Origin of the sequence: Psychrobacter communis, from assembly GCF_014836505.1 — a bacterium.
Taxonomy (GTDB): domain Bacteria; phylum Pseudomonadota; class Gammaproteobacteria; order Pseudomonadales; family Moraxellaceae; genus Psychrobacter; species Psychrobacter faecalis.
The window spans coordinates 1-24,087 of the sequence record NZ_JACSQR010000040.1; the positions used below are offsets into that span (position 1 = coordinate 1).

The 24,087-nt window shown below is 43.9% G+C and carries 20 protein-coding genes; 6 read left to right on the forward strand and 14 right to left on the reverse strand.

Translation table 11 applies throughout. The annotated features are described in order from the left end of the window. Nucleotides 1-279 precede the first annotated feature (279 nt). The 4 genes from fusA to H9653_RS11005 form a co-directional block, all read right to left on the reverse strand. Nucleotides 280-2,406 (reverse strand): elongation factor G, encoded by a 2,127-nt coding sequence (fusA, locus tag H9653_RS10990; RefSeq protein WP_191692399.1) that lies wholly within the window; start codon nt 2,404-2,406, stop codon nt 280-282. A gap of 408 nt (nt 2,407-2,814) precedes the next feature. After that, nucleotides 2,815-3,288 (reverse strand): 30S ribosomal protein S7, encoded by a 474-nt coding sequence (gene rpsG / locus H9653_RS10995; protein ID WP_068405119.1) that lies wholly within the window; start codon nt 3,286-3,288, stop codon nt 2,815-2,817. 206 nt (nt 3,289-3,494) lie between these two features. After that, the gene (rpsL, locus tag H9653_RS11000) at nt 3,495-3,869 is read right to left on the reverse strand and encodes a 30S ribosomal protein S12 (RefSeq protein ID WP_011281154.1); all 375 of its coding nucleotides are present in this window, start codon (nt 3,867-3,869) and stop codon (nt 3,495-3,497) included. 438 nt (nt 3,870-4,307) lie between these two features. Next, nucleotides 4,308-5,522 carry an EcsC family protein gene (locus tag H9653_RS11005; protein ID WP_191692400.1) on the reverse strand — a complete coding sequence of 405 codons (1,215 nt, stop codon included), beginning with the start codon at nt 5,520-5,522 and terminating at the stop codon, nt 4,308-4,310. Nucleotides 5,523-6,049: 527 nt separating this feature from the next. On the opposite strand from H9653_RS11005, the gene H9653_RS11010 reads away from it, so the two are divergent. Both H9653_RS11010 and H9653_RS11015 read left to right on the forward strand, forming a co-directional pair. Then, the gene (locus H9653_RS11010) at nt 6,050-7,285 is read left to right on the forward strand and encodes a beta-ketoacyl-ACP synthase II (protein ID WP_191692401.1); all 1,236 of its coding nucleotides are present in this window, start codon (nt 6,050-6,052) and stop codon (nt 7,283-7,285) included. Nucleotides 7,286-7,287: 2 nt separating this feature from the next. Then, the gene (locus tag H9653_RS11015; protein WP_191692402.1) at nt 7,288-8,994 is read left to right on the forward strand and encodes an anthranilate synthase component I family protein; all 1,707 of its coding nucleotides are present in this window, start codon (nt 7,288-7,290) and stop codon (nt 8,992-8,994) included. Between the two features lie 146 nt (nt 8,995-9,140). Here H9653_RS11015 and hisC read toward each other — a convergent pair whose 3' ends face one another. The 8 genes from hisC to H9653_RS11055 form a co-directional block, all read right to left on the reverse strand. Further along, entirely contained in the window at nt 9,141-10,274 is a 1,134-nt protein-coding gene (gene hisC / locus H9653_RS11020; RefSeq protein WP_191692403.1) for a histidinol-phosphate transaminase, read from the reverse strand. Between the two features lie 85 nt (nt 10,275-10,359). Continuing rightward, nucleotides 10,360-11,664 carry a histidinol dehydrogenase gene (gene hisD / locus H9653_RS11025; protein ID WP_191692404.1) on the reverse strand — a complete coding sequence of 435 codons (1,305 nt, stop codon included), beginning with the start codon at nt 11,662-11,664 and terminating at the stop codon, nt 10,360-10,362. Between the two features lie 302 nt (nt 11,665-11,966). Beyond that, nucleotides 11,967-12,662: an ATP phosphoribosyltransferase gene (hisG, locus tag H9653_RS11030; RefSeq protein WP_102077686.1), complete on the reverse strand. Its 696-nt coding sequence runs from the start codon at nt 12,660-12,662 to the stop codon at nt 11,967-11,969. Between the two features lie 95 nt (nt 12,663-12,757). Then, nucleotides 12,758-14,026, reverse strand: a complete 1,269-nt coding sequence (gene murA, locus H9653_RS11035) for a UDP-N-acetylglucosamine 1-carboxyvinyltransferase (RefSeq protein ID WP_191692405.1) — start codon at nt 14,024-14,026, stop codon at nt 12,758-12,760. A 104-nt stretch (nt 14,027-14,130) separates the two neighbouring features. After that, on the reverse strand, nt 14,131-14,382 hold the full coding sequence (locus H9653_RS11040; RefSeq protein ID WP_082894293.1) for a BolA family protein: 252 nt from the start codon (nt 14,380-14,382) through the stop codon (nt 14,131-14,133). Nucleotides 14,383-14,500: 118 nt separating this feature from the next. Then, nucleotides 14,501-15,484, reverse strand: coding sequence for an alpha/beta hydrolase (locus H9653_RS11045; protein ID WP_191692406.1), 984 nt, complete (start codon nt 15,482-15,484; stop codon nt 14,501-14,503). 270 nt (nt 15,485-15,754) lie between these two features. Then, nucleotides 15,755-16,546 carry a BON domain-containing protein gene (locus H9653_RS11050; protein WP_191692407.1) on the reverse strand — a complete coding sequence of 264 codons (792 nt, stop codon included), beginning with the start codon at nt 16,544-16,546 and terminating at the stop codon, nt 15,755-15,757. Nucleotides 16,547-16,791: 245 nt separating this feature from the next. After that, nucleotides 16,792-17,241 (reverse strand): YraN family protein, encoded by a 450-nt coding sequence (locus H9653_RS11055; protein ID WP_191692408.1) that lies wholly within the window; start codon nt 17,239-17,241, stop codon nt 16,792-16,794. A gap of 158 nt (nt 17,242-17,399) precedes the next feature. Between H9653_RS11055 and rsmI the strand changes: the two genes are divergently transcribed. Next, nucleotides 17,400-18,359 (forward strand): 16S rRNA (cytidine(1402)-2'-O)-methyltransferase, encoded by a 960-nt coding sequence (gene rsmI, locus H9653_RS11060; RefSeq protein WP_191692409.1) that lies wholly within the window; start codon nt 17,400-17,402, stop codon nt 18,357-18,359. Nucleotides 18,360-18,415: 56 nt separating this feature from the next. After that, nucleotides 18,416-19,435, forward strand: a complete 1,020-nt coding sequence (locus H9653_RS11065; RefSeq protein WP_191692410.1) for an adenosine kinase — start codon at nt 18,416-18,418, stop codon at nt 19,433-19,435. A 284-nt stretch (nt 19,436-19,719) separates the two neighbouring features. On the opposite strand, the gene H9653_RS11070 is transcribed toward H9653_RS11065, so the two are convergent. Continuing rightward, entirely contained in the window at nt 19,720-21,024 is a 1,305-nt protein-coding gene (locus H9653_RS11070) for an O-acetylhomoserine aminocarboxypropyltransferase/cysteine synthase family protein (protein ID WP_191692411.1), read from the reverse strand. A gap of 259 nt (nt 21,025-21,283) precedes the next feature. Next, entirely contained in the window at nt 21,284-21,967 is a 684-nt protein-coding gene (nfuA, locus tag H9653_RS11075; RefSeq protein WP_068405139.1) for a Fe-S biogenesis protein NfuA, read from the reverse strand. Nucleotides 21,968-22,371: 404 nt separating this feature from the next. On the opposite strand from nfuA, the gene H9653_RS11080 reads away from it, so the two are divergent. After that, on the forward strand, nt 22,372-23,361 hold the full coding sequence (locus H9653_RS11080; protein ID WP_191692412.1) for an alpha/beta fold hydrolase: 990 nt from the start codon (nt 22,372-22,374) through the stop codon (nt 23,359-23,361). A 129-nt stretch (nt 23,362-23,490) separates the two neighbouring features. Beyond that, the gene (locus H9653_RS11085; protein WP_191692413.1) at nt 23,491-24,024 is read left to right on the forward strand and encodes a glutathione S-transferase family protein; all 534 of its coding nucleotides are present in this window, start codon (nt 23,491-23,493) and stop codon (nt 24,022-24,024) included. Nucleotides 24,025-24,087 lie beyond the last annotated feature (63 nt).

A 24,087-nucleotide genomic window follows, 5' to 3' on the forward strand; every position in this document is an offset into this window, starting at 1 on the left:
TGTCCGATGGTACCGACGTTGACGTGTGGCTTGCTGCGTTCAAACTTGGCCTTTGCCATGGGTATTTCCTCTTTATTTGGGGTCAAGTAGTTAACTGCTAAACATGCGCAAGTTAAGGGATACCGACCACATTAAGATAATTGTTAAAAGGTTGCACATACAATGTGCAGATATTATAAGAAAATCGCGACCAATAACAAGTCTTTTAACCAATTATTGGCGCAATCTCTACGGACAATAGAGAAATGAACTCAATATTGTCCTATTAATATGTAATATTTACTCGTCTTCATCTTTAGAGTTGAATTTAGAGATGATAGATTCTGCAACTGATTTTGGAATCTCAGCGTACTTTTGGAATTCCATTGAATAGGTTGCACGGCCTTGCGACATTGAACGCATTTGCGTAGCATAACCAAACATTTCTGCTAATGGTACTTCTGCACGAATCTGCTTAGTGCCACCAGGTAAATCTTCCATACCTTGAACCATACCACGGCGACGGTTTAAATCGCCCATGATATCGCCCATATAGTCTTCAGGCGTTTCAACTTCTACTTTCATTACTGGTTCAAGTAGGGTTGGGTTAGCTGCCATGAAGCCTTTACGGAATGCAATAGAACCAGCCATTTTAAATGATAACTCATCCGAGTCAACATCATGGTAAGAACCATCATACAAGGTCGCTTTAACGCCAACAACTGGGTAACCTGCAAGTACGCCGTTTTTCATGCGCTCTTGGATACCTTTGTCGACTGCACCGTGGAATTCTTTTGGTACTGTACCACCAACCACTTCTTCAGCGAATTCATATAGAACATCGCCCGCTGGATCCATAGGCTCAAGACGTAACCAAACGTGACCGAATTTACCACGACCACCAGTCTGACGTACGAATTTACCTTCTTGCTCAACTACGTTACGGATGGTTTCACGATAAGCAACCTGCGGCGCACCGATGTTTGCTTCAACGTTAAACTCACGCTTCATACGGTCAACAAGAATCTCTAGATGCAGCTCACCCATACCACTGATGATGGTCTGACCAGATTCTTCGTCAGTATGGACGCGGAATGATGGATCTTCTTTTGCCAAACGGCCCAAAGCGATAGACATTTTTTCTTGGTCAGCTTTGGTCTTAGGTTCAACCGCTAGAGAGATAACTGGATCTGGGAATTCCATACGCTCTAGCGTAATGACGTTGTTTTCGTCACATAGCGTATCACCAGTAGTGACGTCTTTCATACCAACTAAGGCTGCAATATCACCCGTGCTGATTTCTTGTAGCTCTACCTGAGCATCTGCCATCATCTGAACGATACGGCCAACACGCTCGCGCTTCATTTTAACAGGGTTATAAACGCTACTACCTTGTTTTAGAACACCTGAATACACACGAACGAAGGTTAAGTTACCAACGAACTTATCGTTCATGATTTTGAACGCTAGGGCTGCGAACGGCGCGTCATCAGAGGCTTCACGCGTACCTTCAGTTTCGTCTTTGTCGTCAAGGATACCGCGGATAGCAGGTACGTCCATTGGCGCAGGTAGATACTGAATAACGGCGTCCAACATCTTTTGTACACCTTTGTTTTTAAAGGCAGTACCACAAAGAAGTGGAATGATTTCGTTGTCGATGGTCAATTGACGAATAGCGTCGTTGATCTGCTCTACCGTCAATTCGCCATTTTCAAGATACTCATTCATGAGTTCTTCTGAGGCTTCAGCAGCGTTTTCTACTAGATACTCACGGTACTCTTCCGCTTTTTCTTGTAGTTCAGTTGGGATTTCGCGCTCTTCGTACTTCATCCCTTGAGACGCTTCGTCCCAATAGATAGCTTTCATGGTCACAAGATCCACAACGCCTTCAAAGTCATCTTCTTTACCAATTGGAATAACCAACGGTACTGGCTTGCCGCCTAGACGAGTTTTGATTTGTTCTACCACACGGTAGAAATCAGCACCAACACGGTCCATTTTGTTAATGAACGCTAAGCGTGGTACTTTATATTTGTTTGCTTGACGCCATACGGTTTCAGACTGTGGCTGAACCCCGCCTACCGCGCAATAAACCATACAAGCGCCATCAAGAACACGCATAGAACGCTCAACTTCAATCGTGAAGTCAACGTGACCTGGGGTGTCAATGATGTTGATACGGTGTTCAGGGAACTGCTTTGCCATACCTGACCAAAAACAAGTCGTCGCCGCAGAAGCAATGGTAATACCGCGCTCTTGTTCTTGCTCCATAAAGTCCATGGTAGCTGCACCATCATGGGTTTCGCCAAGCTTGTGGCTAACACCGGTATAGAACAAAACACGCTCAGTAGTGGTCGTCTTACCAGCATCAATGTGCGCTGAGATACCAATATTGCGATAGCGCTTTAGGGGAGTTTTACGAGCCATAGTGTTTTCCTAGGGAAATTCGTGTATATATTAATGTGTTGTGTCTCTACCTCATACTCTATGACAAAGCCATGAGACCATGAACTTTGCTATATTACTTACTGTTTATTGGGCCAAATACGGACAAAAAAAGAGCAAATATTAAGAATAGTGCGGCATCAAATTTAGGAGACTTCTTTTAAGCGGTGCATATTTTTTGCAGGCTTTATAGAAAAGCATCCCTTACAAAACAGCATCTTGACAGATGTCCGCCATCTACATTGTTTAATACATTCTCAGCTTTTGAGGAAAAATTAAACAACCCAATAATGATGGCGGCAATCAATAGAATAAATCAACAATATCAGGATTAACTGATCGAAACCGTTAATCCTAAGCATTTAAACCAGTTTTAAAAATAAAACCAGCTTAGAAGCGGTAATGAGAGAATGCTTTGTTAGCATCTGCCATGCGGTGAACTTCGTCACGCTTTTTCATAGCATTACCTTTACCGTCAGCAGCATCATTCAATTCGCCTGCAAGACGCAAAGCCATTGATTTTTCAGAACGCTTAGCAGCAGCTTCAGCTAACCAACGCATAGCCAAGGCAGTACGACGGGAGGGACGTACTTCCATTGGTACTTGATAAGTTGCACCACCAACACGGCGAGCTTTTACTTCGACCATTGGGCGGACATTTTCTAAAACTTCTTCAAAGAAAGCGACTGGATCTTCGATGTTGCGCTTCTGGCCTACTGTCTCAAGAGCACCATAAACGATACGCTCAGCAGTAGATTTTTTACCATGACTCATGACATGGTTGATGAATTTTGCAACAGTTTGGCTACCAAACTTAGGATCCGGTAGGATCTCACGGGCAGCAACGACGCGACGTCTTGGCATAATAATAATCCTTTTCTTCAGGAGTGTCTGACATTCACAACCTCGCACCAATTACATATTGGATGGCGTTATATCGAGTTGTCAGTCAGCCTTACTGCATGGCGGTATGTTATAGTGTCAATTAATAACTTAAAAATACAGCTAACACCAGTCCCATGCACAGTTAATGGGTGATACAAATCAGCTTATTTAATAGCAATTAGCTATTAAACCTTAGGCTTCTTCGCACCATATTTAGAACGACCTTGCTTACGGTCTTTTACGCCTGCGCAGTCAAGTGCACCGCGGACGGTGTGATAACGTACACCTGGTAGATCTTTCACACGACCACCACGGATAAGAACAACACTGTGCTCTTGTAGGTTATGACCTTCACCACCGATGTAGCTTGATACTTCATAGCCTGAAGTCAAACGTACACGACATACTTTACGCATGGCTGAGTTAGGTTTTTTAGGGGTAGTAGTATATACGCGAGTACATACACCACGGCGTTGTGGGCACGCTTCCAACGCAGGAACTTTTGACTTTTCCTTGATGGTTTTGCGACCTTTACGAATCAATTGGTTAGTTGTTGCCATAAGGCATCCTTCTCCCGTTTGGTATAAAACAAAAAAATGGGCTAATGCACCAGCAATCTGACATCAACGACAGATTTTGGCACACCCATTTTTAGGACAGTGTATTATAAAGAGTTGTTGCTGCTATTTCAACCACTTATGAGCGGTTGTCCTTTACAACATTCGATAGATGTGCATGAGCAAAGATTGTAGCAGACTTAACGGTAAGCAACAGATTTTAAGATGAGCAATTGTTTCATTGCAAGATGGTAAAATCGATGTTTCCTATTAATGGAGTTGGTTGTTTATTTTTCAAGGCAAAATTTGAATTTTAGATACTTTTTTAGCCTTAAGATACCTTCATAAAAAAGTCATATTTATAAAAAAGGCATAAGCCGATTTATATCAGCTTCTGCCTTCATACAGTAAATTATAGTTAAACCGCTATAGACTAAAACGTTAATCTTTTTTACTTGCCTGAGCTTTTTTGTAGTTTTCATCTACTGACTCTTCATCAGTGGTTTTTGACACAGGCTCTGAGGTAGCTTTTATTTCGCTTTCTGTTTGGTCAGCTTTAGATTTATCGTCGTCAGTCTTAGATTTGTTGTTTTCAGCTTTGGTCTTATTGTCGTCAGCCTTATCTGTGTCTTTTTTTGCATTGTCAGATTTAGGGCTTTGTTCTTCATTCTTACTGTCGGTACTTTTATTCACCTGCGCTTCGCTACTGCTATCGTCAGTAATGGCGCGGTTAGCAAGTTTGGCTTCTGGTGCAAATGTCGCTTGTGCCACGCCGATCACCTCATCAATCAGCTGACTGTTGTAACGCATACCAACGATGACGGCAGTGGCTGGTAAAAAGCGGCGTACCCATGATAAGTTGATGTTATCTAAGTTAATGCCAATTTGGCTGGCAATATTATCTACTTGTTCGGCATAAAAATTGACGTTTTTATTTTTCAGACCAAGGTTTTTAAGCTCATTATGCAAACCATTGCTTTGCGCATTATCAAGCAAGCCTTTACCAATACCAATACCAGCTAATAAAGCCTGCTTTTCTTGCATTTTGCTCAAATCGGCACTTGCCAGTAATTCATAAGCCATTTTGACGCCTTGCTTACCAGTCAATGGCTTATTATAAATAGCGCCTAGCTGATAAACGGTACGTAATGAGACAAGTAACAACCACAAGGTATCAGCAAGTAAGCCTGGTAGGCCTGCTAATCCTGTTAAGCCGCCCAATGTCGCCAAAGCGCGGTTTTGATTGGCGATATCCGTTGCTAGAGCATAACGCTGCTCATTATCTAAGTTTGCAATATTGGCGAAGCGATGCTGATTTGGCAGGTCAATCTGACTCCAATTGGAGGCAAGCTTAGCAATCTGCGCAAAAGCGCCATCGACCGTCGAATCAAACAAGCTGTTTGGCACTATTTTCTTGGCATACTTGCCATAAGTAGCAAAGCGCGTACCCAGTAACTGTTGGGTGGCTTTTAAGGTTTGCTCGCGAAACAAATCCTGCTGATAGTCTTCATCGCCGAGATTTACTGCTTTAAATTGGCGCGGTTTGCCGCTTTTGGCATTGACGCTATCAATCATTGCGCCCATACGTTCCAAATTACCACGAGTAAAAGAACCAACGCTGCTGATGCCTTTAAATAGTGTGCTAGGCTTTGCCATCTTTATATCCTTAATGTGATGAGTGTTTGTTATTAATATTATTTATAAGAGCTATTTAACAGAACTTCGCAAATTGACTGCTATTTTAGCCAACGCTTACAATAAATGTCAGTGCCAACAATGTTATCACTATCGTCAATTTTGTATCAAAAAGTATCGCTTATCTTAAACCATACATGGCGTCAGCATATATTAAATGCGTCTTAGCTGAAAATAATTTTTACTATGTTAACGGAAATTCTACTGCCATTGCTGCTTTAACACGGCCAAAAACTTTATCTGCTTTGATAATAAGTTCATTTAAAAATAAAGACCATTTTGGCGTTATTTTACACTTACGCCAAGATTTTAAACCGTTGATACGTTATTATATGCCATCACTCAAAGTACAGTTGTACTTTTATTTATCGAACAGCATTTAAGCAGCCTATTGTAGGTTTTGCGCACTAAAATGACTGTCAAATAAGCATTTAAAAGCGATTGTTAAAGGTCATTATCAAAAAATCGTTACTCATAAGGAATAGAATATGCGCCGCGTTGTTATCACTGGAGCAGGGATTGTCTCTTGTATCGGACATGATTTGGCGACTGTCACCGATGCTCTTAAACAAGGGCGCTCAGGTATTACGTTCAATGAATCGTATGCTGAGCACAACTTTAAATCACAGGTTAGCGGTAGTATTGATCAAGCAGAACTTAATACCTCGGGCATTGACCGTAAATTGAAGCGTTTTTTTAGTGATGCCAGCCTTTATGCTTATGTCAGCGCGTTAAACGCCATTGAGCAATCAGGCTTGCCCCTTGAGACTATTAACAATAACCCGCGCGTGGGTGTGGTCGCAAGCTCGGGCGGTGCGTCAACTGAAAACATCGTCAATGCCGTCGATGCAATGCGTGAAAAAGGTTTGCGCGGTGTCGGTGCGATGGCAGTACCAAAAACCATGGGCAGCTCGGTATCAGCGGCACTGGCAACAGGGTTAAAAATCCAAGGGATTTCTTATTCATTGAGCTCTGCGTGCGCAACATCGACGCATTGTATTGGTCATGCCGCCGAGCTTATCCAGCTAGGCAAAGCCGATGTCATACTTGCGGGCGGTAGTGAAGCGGAGCATTGGACGCAGTCGTGTATGTTTGATGCGATGGGTGCGGTTAGTACGCAGTATAATGACACGCCAGCCCTTGCTTCTAGAGCCTACGATAAAGACCGCGATGGCTTTGTGATTGCCGCAGGCGGCGCGATGGTGGTGGTTGAAAGTCTTGAGCACGCCCAAGCGCGCGGTGCCAATATATTAGCCGAAATCGTCGGTTATGGCGCAAGCTCCGATGGTGCTGAAATGGTCGCTCCAAGTGGTGAAGGCGCTGTTCGCTGTATGCAGCTTGCCCTTGCCGAAGCAGGTTTAGAGAGCGTTGACTACATCAATAGCCACGGCACCAGTACGCCGCTAGGAGATGTGACTGAGCTTAAAGCTATTGCCAAAGTGTTTGGTGATGATGTCAGTCAAGTCCCTGCTATCAGCTCAACCAAATCAATGACCGGTCATAGCTTGGGTGCCGTCGGCGCGCAAGAATTGATTTATTGCTTACTGATGCTACAAGAAGGCTTTATTGCCCCAAGTATCAATATTACCGAATTGGACCCTGCTGCCAAAGGCTTTGATATTGTCACTGAAAAGCGTGACGTTGCGCTTAAAACGCTTATGAGCAATAGCTTTGGCTTTGGTGGTACTAACGCCACTCTTATTATTAAAAAGTTTGATGCTTAACTATGCCTCTAGCACCGCCTGTTAAAACTGAGCAGACAGCATCTGTCCCATCGCCAGCTACTCAACCTAGCTGGCGTTTTGGTGGGCTAACTGCTGCCGAATTAATGCCCCATCTACAGCGTTACTTATATGTACAAAATCCTAACGCAAACTGGCAACTGGTTTGGCTGAATAACGATGGCCGACCCATAATTGGTGTATTACCAAAAATGAGCTGGTCGGTTTATCCTCTTTCTAATGATGCAGCAAACTCTAATAAGCCAGCGCCTATTTATAAAGTTATAAGAACTTACCGTGGTGGTTTAGATAGCCATGATAAAAACGATCAAGCGATTACTAGCGCCTATATGAGTTATAGCGACTGGCAAGAGGATTTAATTGCTTATAGTCAAGCTTATGACATAGATGATACTTGTGATAACAATTGCTCCTCGACTACAGAAATCGAGCAGCAGCCAAGTTATCAGCATGGCTTGATAGGCTTTATTGGTTATGATATTGCCGCTTATGAGCTTAGCCCAAACGCGCGAATAGAGCTAGCAGCGCAGCCTTGTGCCGCTTTAGGACATTATGATATTTATCTAACGCCAAATGTTGAGCAAACGAGCTGGCAGCTCACTATAAAAGACAGCGTCACTGATACTGATGACGAACACAAAGGCGTACTGGTTAAAACGCTTATCTCATATTTAGATATATTGGATAAGGAATTATCTAACCAAGCTTTAGAAAAACCAGCACTTGAAACGTCCTATAAAACCACGCCTTTATTATTAAAAGCACAATGGAGTAAGCGAGATTATCAGCAAGCCTTTGATAAAACGCAAACCTATCTACAACAAGGTGACTGCTATCAAATCAATCTCACCCAAAAATGGCAAGGCGCTTTTAATACTCTCAGTACTAATGGTAGCGGAGTAAAACTGATTGATTACTTACCTGCCTTGCATCGTAATACCCAAGCGCCGTTTGCAGGGTATTTAGCGGTTAATGATTTTGATAGTGAAATAAGCGTTGATACGCAAGATTATCAATTTGAATTGTTAAGCTGCTCGCCTGAACTGTTTTTTACCTTTATCAAAGACAATAATAGTGGTAAGCACCATATATGTACCAAGCCTATTAAAGGGACGATGCCGCGTGGGTTAAATACTGTACAAGACAACGCTTATAAACAGCAGCTTATCGATAGCGAAAAAGATCGTGCCGAAAATGTCATGATTGTTGATTTATTGCGCAATGATTTGGGTAAATATGCCAAGTTCGGTAGCGTCAAAGTGCCGCAATTATTTGCGATTGAAAGCTTTAGCAATGTACATCATATGGTCAGCACCATTACCGCTGAGCTAAAGACAGATAGTCATCCGCTCAAAGTATTGTTTGGCAGTTTGCCCGCCGGTTCCATCACAGGAACGCCAAAAAAACGCGCCGTTGAAATCATCTCAGAGGTAGAAGGTGCCGCGCGCGGTGCGTATTGCGGCACCCTGGGCTATATGAACTTTGATGGTAGCGGTCAATGGAATGTATTAATTCGTACTTTGCAAGCCGATACCTTATCGAATGATAAGTTAGAACAAGAAAGACATGTCAGCCTATGGGCAGGCGGTGGTATCACGGTTGCTTCTGATTGCAATGCTGAATATCAAGAATGTTTGGATAAAGTTGGCAACTTATTAGGCGTTTTAGCTCAAAACAATATAAAGCAATAAACTTAAGCTTTATTTAAAAGGTAAATTAAGAACCAATAAAAAGCCTGCTTAACATAACGTTAGCAGGCTCTTTTATTTATATAACTTGTTATTTTGGCTTCATATTATTAAGGTGTAAATCTTAAACAAGGTATTACTCAGCAACATCACTCAGTAACGCTTTCAGCCTCTGTTTGTAGCGATTTTAAGGCCTCAATCAAACGCTGATTCTGCGCTGCCGTACCAACGGTGATACGCAAGTACTCATTGATGCGCGGTTTATCAAAATGACGCACAATGATACCTTGCTCGCGTAAATCAGCTGCCACACCTTTGGCATCGCCGTTTTTTGGACGCGCAAAGACAAAGTTGGCGTGCGATGGTAACACCTCATAATCGAGCGCTATAAGATCAGCGCTGAGCGCTTGGCGTAAATCAATGACTTGCTGACAGGTCAGGGTAAAATATTCGACATCTAAGACACTTGCGGTTGCTCCTGCTTGCGCCAACTTATCGAGCGGATAGCTATTAAAGCTATTTTTCATACGCGTCAGTGCTTCGATTAACGAGGCATTACCAAACGCCATACCGACCCGTAAACCGGCAAGCGAGCGTGATTTTGAAAAAGTTTGCGTGACAAGGATGTTATCGCAGTCATTGATTAGACTAATCGCCGACACTTCTGCATCTGAATCATTTTCTTGTTTCTGCGCAAAATCGATATAAGCTTCGTCAATCACAACCACTGAGTTTGAATGCTCGCCAGCAAGTTTACGAATATCAGCAAGCGATAACAGCATGCCCGTTGGCGCATTTGGGTTAGCAATAATGATACCGCTACAAGGCTGACGATAAGCATCAGGGCTGATACTAAAATCGGCTTCTAGGGCGATTTGTACCAACTCAATACCAAAGGTATGAGCGTAAACCGGATAAAAACTATAGCTAATATCAGGCGCTAAAATAGGGCGCTCTTTTAAGAAAAAGCTGGCAAATACCAATGCCAATACTTCATCTGAGCCATTACCGACAAACACTTGATTGATATCAAGGTTATATAACTCTGCTAATGCGGCACGCAAATCATCCGATTCAGGCGCAGGATATAAACGCAGCTCATCGGCTTGCTGCGCTAAGACTTTTGCGATGGCCTCGCCGACTTTTGGTGACGGCGGAAATGGGTTTTCATTGGTATTTAATTTGCACAAATTTTCATGCTGAGGCTGCTCGCCAGGGACGTAAGGTGACAGATTTCGCGCTTTAGATGACCAAAGTCTGGTGTCTATCTTTAACTCACTCATAAGTTATCCTACTCATTAGCCACATAAATGATTAAACGTAAATATTAAAATTAGCTTATTAAAACTCAACTACCTAACTGGATTATTAACTATCTTTTTGGTAGCGATAGCGGGCTGAGCGCGCATGGGCTTCTAAGTCCTCGCGCTGCGCTAAAATATCCGCCGTCGCAGCCAGTGGTTTACTACCCGCCTCACTACAATAAATAATCGAGGATTTCTTTTGGAAGTCATAAACACCGAGCGGAGAAGAAAAGCGCGCGGTACCAGAGGTCGGCAACACATGGTTGGGACCGGCACAGTAATCGCCAATCGCTTCAGGTGTATGACGACCCATAAAGATAGCGCCCGCATGACGAACCTCATTTAGCAGTGCATCAGGATTATCTACAGACAGCTCTAAATGCTCAGGGGCAACGCGATTAATCACCGCCATACCTTCCGCGCGGTCTTTGACCAAAATCAGCGCGCCGCGGTTTTTTAGTGAATCACGGGCGATATCGGCTTTTGGCAATTCTGCTAAGGCTTTTTCAATTTCCTCTGCTACTTCTTCTAACTGCTCTCTACTTGTCGTGACAAAGATAGCTTGGGCAATACAGTCATGCTCCGCTTGCGATAACAAATCCATCGCCAACCAATCGGCTCGATCTTGTGCCTCTCCTTCTGCATAGACCAATACTTCAGAAGGACCGGCAATCATATCAATCCCAACTTGACCAAATACTGCTCGCTTCGCTGCAGCGACATATTTGTTACCAGGACCTGTGATTTTATCTACGGCTGGTATGGTCTCGGTACCATAAGCTAAGGCAGCAACCGCTTGTGCTCCGCCAATGGTAAAGACGCGGTCAACTTTTGCCAAATGCGCCGCTGCCAACACTAATGGATTGAGCACGCCCTTTGGCGCTGGCACCACCATGATTACCTCGGCAACGCCAGCCACTTTAGCAGGAATCGCATTCATCAATACCGAAGATGGATAAGAGGCCAAACCGCCGGGCACATAAATACCGACACGATCAAGCGGTGTGACTTTTTGACCTAAACGATTGCCAAGCTCATCTTCATATTGCCAAGTTTCTTGCACTTGGCGCTCATGGAATGTTTGCACGCGTGTCGCTGCTGTCATTAACGCCTTTTTTACCTCATCATCAAGATTGGCAAACGCGTCAGCAAGCGCTTGTTTAGACAGCTCTAACTCTTGTATCGCCTTCGCTGGATGCTGATCAAACTCTTGAGTCAACGCCAATACCACACTGTCGCCACCACGACGTACCTTTGCAATGATATCGTCAACGGTTTTTAATAATTCAACATCGTTGACGGTTTCAAAAGCGAGAAGCTGGGTCAATTGACTGTCAAAATCAGCATCTTGGGTACTTAGTTGGCGCATGACTGAATCCTATAGGTGAGCATAAAAGTCGGCTATAAAAAAATAGTTTGGATAAAAGAGCAAATAAAAATAGTTTGGTCTGTCTGCTTATTTCCGCTTATTTGTACTTATTCTTAGTTATCTCACTCAGATTATACTGAGCTTTTATTTTCTAGCAAGCAAATACAATAAAACCAGTTTAGCACGCTATGTCTATCCTAGAGCGCCAAACTGGTTTAAATTTTTGTATAGTCATGCTTGATATTATCAATGATTGCTAGCGTTTAATAACAGTGTTTTATCAAAATTAAATAAACGCTCATTTAAGAAGCGCTAGCAATACTATTTTTAAAACTGTCTAAAATCGGCTCAAGCAGAGCAAATTTACGTTTGTAGCTGACTTGATTGACGATAAGGCGTGACGACACATCACAAATATGGTCGCGCGCTTCCAGTCCATTGGCGCGCAGCGTATTGCCGGTATCGACGACGTCAACAATCAAATCGCCCAGACCAACCAATGGCGCAAGCTCCATCGAACCATACAGCTTAATCACATCAACTTGCTGTCCTTGGCTGGCAAAGTAAGCGCGGGCAACATTGACGTATTTGGTCGCGATACGCAGACGACGATTTGGCAGCGGCGCACCTTTCACGCCCGCTGTCATCAGCTTACACTGGGCAATCTGTAAATCGAGCAATTCATAAACGTGATTGGCGCCATGCTCAAGCAGCACGTCTTTACCCGCCACGCCAAAATCAGCAGCGCCGTGTTCAACATAGGTTGGTACGTCACTGGCGCGTAAAATTAATACGCGTACATTTGGGTTAGAAGTTGGGAAAATAAGCTTGCGCGACGCTTCAGGGTCTTCTAACAATTCAACACCAGCAGCGCGCAGTAAAGGCATCGTCTCTTCTAAGATACGACCCTTTGATAGCGCCAGTGTCAAACCTGAAAACGCCTCATTTACTTCATTTAATAAACCATCATTTGGTAAGCTGTTACTTGCTTCAGTCATAATGACTCGTGTCCGTGTACAGTTAGCTGCCTTAGTTAACAGGCATTATTAATTTGTTATATGTCCATACTAATAACAATGGTTAGTGAATCAATTTAGTCATTAGTATTAATACGCTCGATATTGACCCCAAGCGCGCGCAGTTTTTCTTCGACGTGCTCATAGCCACGATCAATATGGTAAATACGATCAATCAAGCTCTCGCCTTCAGCAGAAGCCGCCGCCATGACCAGTGACATCGACGCGCGCAAATCTGTTGCCATCACTGGGGCCGCAGTAAAATGCTCGACGCCTTTAACCACAGCTGTATGACCGTCTACTTGAATGGAGGCGCCCAAGCGGTTGAGTTCTGGCACATGCATATAGCGATTTTCAAAGATATTTTCGATAAAGGTGCTGGTACCGTCAGCGAGGCAGGCAATCGCCATGACCTGCGCTTGCATATCGGTTGGAAAACCTGGATGTGGCTGGGTACGAATATTGACTGGTAGTGGGCGACCTTGCATTTGCGCGCGAATCCAATCATCGCCTGTAGTGATAATCGCTCCCATGTCTTCAAATTTTTCTAACACAGGCGCCAATAAAAGTGCCGAAGTGTTTTTGGTCAGCACATCACCGCGCGTCATCAAAGCACCGGCAAGATAGGAGCCGGTTTCGATACGATCGGGTACGACTGAATATTCACAGCCATGCAAGCGCTCAACGCCTTCGATGGTCATGGTTGCCGTACCAATACCGCTGATTTTAGCACCCATCGCTACCAGCATATTGGCCAAATCGACCACTTCTGGTTCAAGCGCACAGTTACCGAGTACGGTCGTGCCTTTTGCCAATGCCGCGGCCATAAGAACGTTTTCCGTACCGCCAACCGTCACCATATCAAATGAAAAATTACAACCGATAAGCTTGCCGCCTTTTGGCGCTTGCGCTTTGACATAGCCATTTTCGACGCTTATCTCAGCACCCATGGCTTCAAAGGCTTTTAGATGCTGGTCGACAGGACGTGAGCCGATAGCACAGCCGCCCGGTAAAGACACTTCGGCTTCGCCAAAACGCGCCAGCAAAGGACCTAAAACCAAAATCGAGGCGCGCATGGTTTTGACCAAATCATACGGCGCATAGAAATTATCGATATTCTTGGTATCGCAAACGACAGTGTCACCCTGCTTTTGAATATCAATGCCCATGCCAGCGATCAATTCAATCAAGGTGCGCACATCTTGTAACGATGGCACGTTGCGCAATGTCGTTGGGGTCTCGGCCAAAATCATAGCAGCGAGTAACGGCAGAGCGGCATTTTTGGCGCCTGAGATAGTGACTTCCCCTGCGATACGACTGCTACCGGTGATTAAAAATTGATCCATAAAGGTGACAACCTAGCGATAAATATAAAAAATATGAAAAACCAGAAATGATAAAACCAGCAATATCCATTGCCGGTGCGACAAATTCTAGTCATAAAAAAAGCTTAGCCTTGCGATTGAACTTCCCATTCGGCAGGCGTTAACGCTTGAATATTGAGCGCATGAATATCACCGCTGGCAATTTTGTCATTGACCAATGCGTAAACGGACTGCTGGCGTTGTACTGCGCGCTTACCTTCAAAACTGGCATCAACTACCCGTACATCAAACTTAGTACCTTGATTGGCAGCTTGAATAAAAGCATCAGGAAAGTGAGTTTGTAAAAATGCAATCAAATCGTCAGCGTTCATGCTCATAGAATATTCTGCCTTAAAGGTTTAATAGGTGGATATAAAGTTAGCCATTATAACAAGAGTTTGACCATCTTACAGTACTGTCTTCTACAACTGCCTTTAACTATTGCAGCGTTAACTATTACAGCGTTTTATCCAAATAGCTGAGCACTTGCGCACGTACATTATTGACCCAGCGTAAAGGTGGCGCCATCGCCCCAATACTGGTGGCATGACTGGCGCCAGCGATTTCGCCTGTTTCAACCTTAACGCCCGCCGCTTTTAACGCCTGTGTCATTTTAACAGTATTGCTTATATGGACGACTTTGTCTTTTTCAGCAGTCAATAATAAATAGGGCGGCTGTGCGCCTTTAATATTACGGTCTGGCATGATGTTATCGGGCGTGGCGTTTGCCCCAAAAGCGCTGGCACTACTGAATTTACGAAAGTCATAACTATAAGGCCCTGCGATGCCAATCACAGCGCTAATATCGTTTGGTTTTACCCCATACGGCGCTAAAAAATCTTCATTAGCGACGGCAGCAACCGCGTTAAATGCGCCAGCAGAATGCCCTATCACCGCCAAGCGCTTGGGGTCAGCATGTAAACTTTCGGCATTCTTATAACTCCAAGCGATAGCCTGCGCGGCATCTTGCACGTAATCAGGATAAACGTGCTCAGGTGCTTTACGATAATTAATCACTGCCGTGACATAGCCTGCTTGTGCCAAACTCTGACCAACAAAGGCGTATTCATCTTTACTGCCGCTTTCCCACGAGCCGCCATGGACGAAAACCACCATCGGATAGCTGTCGTTAATAGCGTTATCAGCAGTCGCTTTTTTTGACTGCATGGCTTTTGCTAAAGGTTTGGGATAATAAATATCTAAATCCTGCAAAGGTTTGTCGCCATACAAGATATTTTTACTGACACCAACGCCGCCATTTAAGGTGATACTATTCACAACAGCCAGTGCCGATAATGCTTGTGCTTGTGCTTGTGCTTGCTGAGTCGCGAGCGCAATACCGCCGACAGCCAATGCTGCTGTCACACCTACGCTGATAGGTTTAGGTAGGCGATTTTTTCTTGGTGCAGGCTGTACGGTTGCTTTACTTAAATCCTTCATCGCCAGTATTCCTATTATAAGCTTGTCGTTGGGTCATAGTTGATTAAAACTCAATAGTAGAGTCACGGCTTTTTCATGTTTTATTATTTTAATTAGCGCGTTTTTGGCTAAAGCCACACTTCTACTTTTTACGTTTTATATCTTACTGGCAGACTGGGGGTTTATCGTTCTGTTCCTGTTATGAGTGTTTAGGTTTCTTGTGTTTATTAGCGAGACAAGACTTTTGATAAAGGTAAACATAGCAACTTGATAATGGCAACTTAATGACAGCTAATTAACGGGCGCGCCATTCTCGTCGACGATAATCGGAGTAGCATTGATGGCTGGTGGCTCTACCGCACTTGTAACCTCAGGTACTGCCCGACTATTGAACGCTGGCCCTTTGGTAGGATTGGCCAAATTCTCTTCATACATGATATCGTCCTCGCCTATCTTCACCCCTCTATCGTCAACGACGGTGGTCAGCAGCACCAGCTCTGTAATGCCGACAGTATTATTGGCAATATCAATCAGGTGGCTTTGCTGCGTCGGCGTCATGCGACCCATAATATAAACCACGCCATCATTGGTGACCGCCTTTATTTGCGAGGCTTTCACACCGTTACTAGAGGCTATTTTTGCCAGTAGTTTGGAGGTAATATAACCATCGTGAACGGTTGAGCTATAGCCCCTTGAGGCGCTCACATTAAGCTCATTATAAACATGACGAACATCTGGCATAGAGCCAACCACTTTTTCAATTTCTGTCTTAATTTCTTGCGTTGGCACCTCACCGGTGAGTAGCACCTCACTATTAAAACTATCAATGCTCATACGGCTGATTTGCTGCAAATTTTCTTGCAGACCATAGACGTTAATCTTGACGGTATGCTCGATACTGCGGTCGAGCAGGCGCTGCGGAATGGTGCGCTCGGTCATCGGTACGCCATACGTTCCTTCTGTGCTATTGGTCAGATAGTTGGTGGTACAACCTGTGGCGACGATGCTGGTCAATAGCATAACGCCAATCGCCTTACGGCGTGATGAACCAAAAATAGCAGTGCACAAATGCATCCGTGTCATGATTTACCTCTTAGAACATGATGTAGTGATTAACTGGTGAGTAGCTGGTAACTAATAGTGTGACGCTTGATAATAATGGTGATAGCTTTATGTAGTTAATGACTTTTTAATGGCGCTACTTTACTGAATATTTACCCGAGGCGTTTAGGCTTTTGGTAACGGTAACTTGATACGCTTATTTATTTTACTTTTTTAGCTGAGTTATCGGGCTTAATTTTTTAAAATACTCACGCTAAAAAAACCTATTACCAAGCCGAGGCAATAAAAGCCCCTTGCAGCCATTCTGGTTGAGTGTTTTTTGACGTCGTTTCTTTAACGTCCCTGCTGTTATTTTTAGTATTGGTATCATAAGCTATCACATCAAACCGGCACTCATAATCATTATATTCAGGATGCTGCTGCAAAAAATAGCGGGCTGCTTTGATAATTTTATACTGCTTACTTTTCGTCACGCTAAGCGCCGCATCACCAAATCCTGAACGCTGCCGCTGCCTCACTTCAATAAATACCAGTATCGACCATGCCTGCCCTTTTTCTAGCATAATTAGATCGAGCTCACCCACTTTTGGTTGTTGCCAATTTTGCGCAATCAATATCAAGCCTTGCGCTTGTAAAAACGCACACGCCTGCTGCTCAAAACGGCTGCCTTGACGCTGGGTCGGCGAAGTCAGGGTTAGAGGTTTGTTATTTACCATCACGGGCTTTTATTATCATGGCTATCGATCAGCGGAACATTTGAGAATTATCATAGCACATCATGCTAAACTAACCACTTTCGCGTTTTCATAATCGCTTTTCATATGCGTTTTTAATGTTCTTTCTTAAGATAATTTCTTAATACTCCGAGGTTTTCATGTCTAGCCCTACCGCGATGCCAGCTTGTCTTTATATCGTTGCCACGCCGATTGGTAATTTAAGCGACATGACACCGCACGCAATCGATGTTTTAAAGCAAGTTGCCATCATTGCCTGTGAAGACACCCGCACCTCAGGCAAACTGTTATCACATTTTGGCATTAATACCAAAGCTAATAAGGTTGAAGATAGCGAAGAAGGAACGGCTTATTATAATAGACATGACGCCGAAAACGAGTCTGATGGCGCTGCCAAACAAAAAGGTCATCATAAGCTTTGGGCGTATCATGAACACAATAGTGCCATTCAAACGCCCAAAATCATTGAGATGATTCAGCAAGGTCATTCGGTTGCGCTGATTAGTGATGCTGGTACGCCGCTGATTAGCGATCCCGGTTATCAATTGGTGCAAGCCGCCCATGCCGCTGGCGTTCGCGTCTCCCCTATTATTGGTGCCTCTGCTGCCATTGCCGCGCTATCGGTTGCAGGATTGCCATCAGACCGCTTTAGCTTTATTGGTTTTTTAGCGTCCAAAACCCACGGGCGCCAAAAACACTTAACGGCTCTCCATTCACGTACCGAAACTTTGATATTTTATGAAGCGCCGCATCGTATTGTCGCTAGCTTAGAAGATATGGCGGCTATATTTGGGGCAGAGCGTGAAGTGACGTTTTGCCGTGAATTGACCAAAACCTTTGAAACCGTGCATAAAAGCACGCTTGGCGAATTGGTCGAATTTGTCAAAGCCGATGACAATCAGCGACGCGGTGAAATCGTCGTGGTCGTCGCTGGGGTAAATATGGCGCAGGATGATGATGATATCAGTATTCACGATAAATTATTGCAGCGTTTATTAGAGGACTTATCGGTTAAAAAAGCCGCCGCCTTGGCAGCTGATATTACAGGCGTTAAGAAAAACGCACTTTATCAACGCCTACTTGAACTGCAAGCAGAATAATTTTCAGCTAAAAATATAGGTTAAAAACTGATAAATTCATTGAGGAGAAAAACAGTATGTACGATGTGATGGCGATAGGTAATGCCTTGGTTGACCACGAATATCTGCTGTCAGATGCAGCGCTAGAAGAAACTGACCTGACCAAAGGCAATATGACGCTAGCAGGAATCGAAGAGCAGCAGCAGTTATTGGCATATTTTAAATTGGCAGAGATTAAGCCATCAAAACAAGCGGGCGGCGGCTCAGCGGCCAATGCAATGTATGCCTTTGCAAGTTTGGGCGGCAAACCTTTTTATGCTTGCCGCGTCGGCGATGACAAGCAAGGCGAGTTTTACCTAAAAGACTTGCACGAAGCGGGCGTCGCCACCTCCCCGCAGTCGATTCATGCAGGCGGTGTGACGGGCTCATGTGTGGTAGCAGTGACCGAAGATGGTGAGCGTACCATGCAAACTTTCCTTGGTACCTCAAGCGATATCACCGCTGATAACGTCGATTTTGAAGCATTAACGCAAGCTGGCTGGTTATATTTAGAAGGTTATTTGGCGATGTCCGAAGGGATTCAGCCTGCGATGACCAAACTACGCCAACAAGCCGGTATCCATGGTGCCAAAATTGCCGTCAGCTTTGCTGATCCTGCGGTCGTAAAGTTTGCCAAAGAAGGCTTACTCAACATGCTTGGCAATAAAGTCGCGGTGATATTTTGTAATAGTGAAGAAGCAAAATTATTCACCGATAAAAAACAGCATAAGTCGGCGGCGCGTGCCTTACTTGAGCATTGTCAGACAGCAGTCGTTACCGATGGACCCAATGGCGCTATTATCGCTCATAAGCCAAATGATGAGTCTGATATTGAGATTTATGAGATTCCGACGCCAGTTGTTACTAATATTATTGATACCAATGGTGCCGGCGATAACTATTCTGGGGCCTTTTTATATGCTTTATCACAGCATTATAGCTTGCCAGAATGCGGACGACTTGCCAGCGAAATCGCCGCCCAAGTGATTCAGCAATTCGGCCCACGTTTATCATCGCAAGAGTATCAAGATATCTCGCGCCACGTTTTAACAGTTTAGTGGCTGGATTATTTGATTACTAAAGCGCTAAAATCTAAGTGTCTGAGATGGCGTTTCTAGTTTACTCCTAATAAAAGATAGTGCTGCTGGGATAAATTTTGCGCAGCCTCTGGAGCGACGAAGTCGCACAGCAAGCAAGGAAAATTTGTATCAGTAGCACTTTATAATATTTTCGCGCTTTTATTTAGGATTGCCTACAAAACTTTAGCATCTAATAAGCAAAAGCCCATGTCATCGGATATGGGCTTTTTAGTATTCATTTATAAAACAAAATAATCGCTCAATTAAACAGCGGCAAGTGCTTGCTCTAAATCAGCTTTGATATCTTCAATGTGCTCAATCCCAATTGACAGACGCACCATATCCGCACTAACACCCGCGTTCTCCAGCTCTTGCTCGTTAAGCTGACGATGGGTCGTGGTCGCTGGATGACAAGCGAGCGACTTAGCATCACCGATATTGACCAAGCGCTTAATCAGTTGCAGCGCATCAATAAAGCGCGCGCCTGCTTCGAGGCCACCTTTTACTCCAAAGGTTAAAATAGCGGATGGCGTGCCTTTCATATATTTTTTAGCAAGCTCATGCTCAGGATGGTCTGGCAAACCAGCATATTTTACCCAGGCGACTTTGTCATGGTCGCGTAGATATTCAGCAACTGCTTGGGCGTTTTGGACATGACGCTCCATACGTAAACTTAACGTCTCCATACCTTGCATGATACCGAAGGCATTGAGCGGGCTGATTGCCGCGCCGGTATTACGCAGTGGCGCGACACGAGCACGGGCAATAAATGCCGCTGCGCCGACGTCTTTGACAAAGTTTACGCCGTGATAGCTTTCATCTGGGGTGTTTAATAATGGGAAGCGCTCAGGATAATCGCCCCAAGGGAAAGTTCCGCTATCAACAATCGCGCCACCAATCGAAGTACCAGTACCGCTCATATATTTGGTCAATGAATGAATGACGATATCAGCGCCAAACTCAAATGGACGGCACAGCGCTGGCGTCGCAACCGTACTATCAATCACCACTGGCACGCCATATTCATGGGCGATGTCACTCAGAGCTTGGATATCGACGATATTACCTAGTGGATTACCGATACTTTCTGCAAAGACCATTTTGGTTTTATCATCAATTAAATCACGAATCGCTTCAGGGTTTTTATGGTCAAAAAAACGGACTTCGATACCTTGACGCGGCAAAGCATGGGCAAATAAATTATAAGTGCCGCCATATAAGGTCGATACGGCGACGATATTATCACCTGCTTCACAAATGGTTTGAATCGCATAAGTGATAGCCGCCATACCTGAGGCAACTGCTAACGCCCCGATACCGCCTTCAAGTGCCGCAACGCGCTCCTCTAACACCGCCGTCGTCGGATTCATGATACGGGTGTAAATGTTGCCAGCAACTTTTAAATCAAATAAATCGGCGCCATGCTGGGTATTATCAAAGGCATACGAGCTGGTATGATAAATAGGCACGGCGACCGCTTTGGTGGTTGGCTCGACGCTATAGCCAGCGTGAATGGCTAAGGTTTCAAGGCGCTGAGTATTCTGCTTGGCTGGTTGTCCGTCACTCATAAGGTGCTCCTAAAATTTTATGGGATATTTACAGGGGTATTAATAGGTTATTAAACCCATATTTTTTTATCAAAATTAGTTATAACAAAAAGTCATAAAAAAAGCTGAGTTAATCATAACCCAGCTTCTTTATTAAAAGAATAGCAAATTTTTTATCTCTTAATGACAAATATTCATAAGCAATTTTTATAAACAAAGAAACTAATAAGCATATTCTTAGATGATATCGGCGCTATTTTTTATAACGACTTGTCATTTTCTATTTATAATAAGCGTTTTCTGTACGTGTATGGTCGGTTTCATCGATGACTTGCGTCAGCTCTGGAATTTGTTGTTTCAGCTGCACTTCAACACCTTGACGTAAGGTCATATCAACCGCTGAACAGCCTTGGCAACCACCACCGAATTTCAGTATAGCAGTCAGACCAACGCCTTCTTCTTCAACCAATTCAAGCAGCTGGACATCACCGCCGTGAGCGGCCAAGCTTGGATTAATCTCCGACTGTAAGACATAATTGATACGTTCTTCGACACTGGCATCGGCACCAACTTTTGGCACTTTTGAGTTTGGCGCACGGAACGTCAACTGCCCACCAAAACGGTCTTTATTATAATCAATCACCGCATCTTCTAAATAAGGCACGGACGCCGCTTCAATAAATGCCGAAAAATCGTCATAAGTCAGTTTTAAATCAGCGCTGTCTTCTTCGCCCGGCTGGTTATAAGCCATACAGCATTCGGCACGCGGTGTACCTGGATGTTCGACGAAAATACGCACGCCGATACCATCGGTATCTTGCTTCGCCAGTAAATCTGCCAAATACCCTTGCGCCGCTTCAGTGATGGTAATGTTACTTTTAGCTTCGGTTTGCTCAGTATCTAATGCTGACTCGTAATCGGCAGTAGGGTCTACTTGAGTATCAGTTGGATTGTGTTCACTCATAATGCTTCCTATGTGTTATGACACAAGCGTTATATTGTCCACGTCTACTGTGTCGTCTATGTGAGGTTGGGACTAATGAAATCACCATCATTTTGGCTTATCGTTTTAATGCTTTGACCGTGATGAAAACTTCTTTATGGCTCTTTATGGTGTCTATTATAGCGCACTTAACGCATAATTCCGACTGGGCTAGTGTGAATTGGCAGTAGCGATTTTTAAGCGCTGAGGTTTTAAGCGATGGCTATTTTTAATAAGGCTTACCTATAGTAAGCTGCCTTTATCTTCATAGTATATAAAGACGGCGTGCAGACTTATCAAGTCTAGCGGGCGTAGAATGCACTAAAGAGCTTATGAAAATTTTAAAAGAATAAATATCAGAATCTTAACTATTTTGAGAGAGCAGTATGTTGACTGAGAATCTAAATTCTGTGACCACCAAAGATGCCGTACAAATCGCTATTTGGGAAGTTTTTGATAATGAAAAAAGCCATCAATTATCTATCGTTAATGCTCATAAAGGTCAAAATATCTTCTTAACCCATGGTACTTTTTCGGACAAAAAAACCTGCTTAAGAATCGCCGAATACCTAGCTGGACTTGGCCATCATTGCTATATCATGGAATGGCGCGCTCATGGCGCAAGCTCAAACCCCACAGACCAATTCAATTTCGAAACTGTCGCCACCTATGATTTTGCCGCCACTTTTGATTATTTATTTAACGAATTAAAGCTCAGCAATTTACACTGCGTCACCCATAGTGGCGGCGGCGCTTGCTTAACGATGTTTCTCATTCAAAATCCGCAGTATATCAATAAAATAAATAGCATCAGCATGTTTGCTTGCCAAGTGTACGGCGCCATCGTCAATCTGAAGAACTATTTTAAAATAGTCGCCGCCAAGATGTTTACCCGTCTATTTGGCTATATACCCGCCAGAAAACTCAAACTGGGACCCATCAATGAAAACCATCACACCATGAATCAATGGTATGAGTGGAATTTGCATAAAAACTTCCACAGCAGTTTTATTAAACAAAGTGATATAAATGCGAATGGTATTCAGAAAAGTACTTTTGATAGCCACACTCGCCAGCAAAATACTCCTGAAAGTGCGATTTTTGATTATCGGCAGTATATGCCGAATATTACCGTACCCATTTATGCTATCAGCGCCAAGGGTGATAAATTCATCTCGCCAACTCGAGGTTGCCTGTCACTTTTTAACGACTTTAATCGCTCGCTCAACAAAAACTCTGCTAACGTTTTTCGTGAATACGCGCGAAGTCATGGTGACTTGGATGATTATACCCATAGCCGCATTTTAAACAGTCGTACGGCTGCCAAAGAGATCTGGCCAACGGTGGCGGAATGGATTGAGCAACATGCAGGATGACGCATGCAAGATAAAGTTTGTATGATAATGCTACATCTCCTAAAACTAACTTCACATAACATAACTGACTTGGCCAGATCGGCTGTTTAGACTGGATTGAACGCCATAACAAATTCAAAAGAGTAATTTATGCAGTTATATGTCATACCAGGAACTTGCGCCGTTGTACCGCACACCGCCCTCGAATGGACGGGCGCAGATTACGAGCTCAAGCTATTAAATCATGATTCGGTTAAATCAGAAGAATATCTACGTATCAATCCGCAAGGCGCGGTGCCAGCTATCGTCGATGGCGACACTATCATTACTCAAAACATCGCCACCCAAGTCTATATCGATGCCGCCTATCCCGATGCCAATATATTTGGTTCAGATACCTCACCAGCTGGTAAAGGTGAACTGATGCATTGGCTAGGGTTTTTGAATGCGGATCTGCATAAAGCCTTTGCCCCGCTCTTTGGCCCTGATGGCTTTGTTGAAGGGGATGCAGCACAAGAAAGCTTAAAACAAAAGGCCAAAGAAAAAATCGCCCATTTGCTTAGACTGCCCAACGAGCAGCTCGGTAAAACTGATTATCTAACAGGCAGTAAAACCACGGCTGATATTTACTTATACATCACCCTAACGTGGGCGAAAAAGTTTGAGATCGATCTATCAATCTAACGAAAGAGGACTCCACCCGACGCTAGGGTGGAGGTGAATTTCGTATAGCCTAACTCTGCTGAT

Excerpts from the sequence above, each read along its gene's own strand:
- fusA (WP_191692399.1), bottom strand. The coding sequence starts at position 2,406 with ATGGCTCGTAAAACTCCCCTAAAGCGCTATCGCAATATTGGTATCTCA.
- rpsG (WP_068405119.1), bottom strand. The coding sequence starts at position 3,288 with ATGCCAAGACGTCGCGTCGTTGCTGCCCGTGAGATCCTACCGGATCCT.
- rpsL (WP_011281154.1), bottom strand. The coding sequence starts at position 3,869 with ATGGCAACAACTAACCAATTGATTCGTAAAGGTCGCAAAACCATCAAG.
- H9653_RS11005 (WP_191692400.1), bottom strand. The coding sequence starts at position 5,522 with ATGGCAAAGCCTAGCACACTATTTAAAGGCATCAGCAGCGTTGGTTCT.
- H9653_RS11010 (WP_191692401.1), top strand. The coding sequence starts at position 6,050 with ATGCGCCGCGTTGTTATCACTGGAGCAGGGATTGTCTCTTGTATCGGA.
- H9653_RS11015 (WP_191692402.1), top strand. The coding sequence starts at position 7,288 with ATGCCTCTAGCACCGCCTGTTAAAACTGAGCAGACAGCATCTGTCCCA.
- hisC (WP_191692403.1), bottom strand. The coding sequence starts at position 10,274 with ATGAGTGAGTTAAAGATAGACACCAGACTTTGGTCATCTAAAGCGCGA.
- hisD (WP_191692404.1), bottom strand. The coding sequence starts at position 11,664 with ATGCGCCAACTAAGTACCCAAGATGCTGATTTTGACAGTCAATTGACC.
- hisG (WP_102077686.1), bottom strand. The coding sequence starts at position 12,662 with ATGACTGAAGCAAGTAACAGCTTACCAAATGATGGTTTATTAAATGAA.
- murA (WP_191692405.1), bottom strand. The coding sequence starts at position 14,026 with ATGGATCAATTTTTAATCACCGGTAGCAGTCGTATCGCAGGGGAAGTC.
- H9653_RS11040 (WP_082894293.1), bottom strand. The coding sequence starts at position 14,382 with ATGAGCATGAACGCTGACGATTTGATTGCATTTTTACAAACTCACTTT.
- H9653_RS11045 (WP_191692406.1), bottom strand. The coding sequence starts at position 15,484 with ATGAAGGATTTAAGTAAAGCAACCGTACAGCCTGCACCAAGAAAAAAT.
- H9653_RS11050 (WP_191692407.1), bottom strand. The coding sequence starts at position 16,546 with ATGACACGGATGCATTTGTGCACTGCTATTTTTGGTTCATCACGCCGT.
- H9653_RS11055 (WP_191692408.1), bottom strand. The coding sequence starts at position 17,241 with ATGGTAAATAACAAACCTCTAACCCTGACTTCGCCGACCCAGCGTCAA.
- rsmI (WP_191692409.1), top strand. The coding sequence starts at position 17,400 with ATGTCTAGCCCTACCGCGATGCCAGCTTGTCTTTATATCGTTGCCACG.
- H9653_RS11065 (WP_191692410.1), top strand. The coding sequence starts at position 18,416 with ATGTACGATGTGATGGCGATAGGTAATGCCTTGGTTGACCACGAATAT.
- H9653_RS11070 (WP_191692411.1), bottom strand. The coding sequence starts at position 21,024 with ATGAGTGACGGACAACCAGCCAAGCAGAATACTCAGCGCCTTGAAACC.
- nfuA (WP_068405139.1), bottom strand. The coding sequence starts at position 21,967 with ATGAGTGAACACAATCCAACTGATACTCAAGTAGACCCTACTGCCGAT.
- H9653_RS11080 (WP_191692412.1), top strand. The coding sequence starts at position 22,372 with ATGTTGACTGAGAATCTAAATTCTGTGACCACCAAAGATGCCGTACAA.
- H9653_RS11085 (WP_191692413.1), top strand. The coding sequence starts at position 23,491 with ATGCAGTTATATGTCATACCAGGAACTTGCGCCGTTGTACCGCACACC.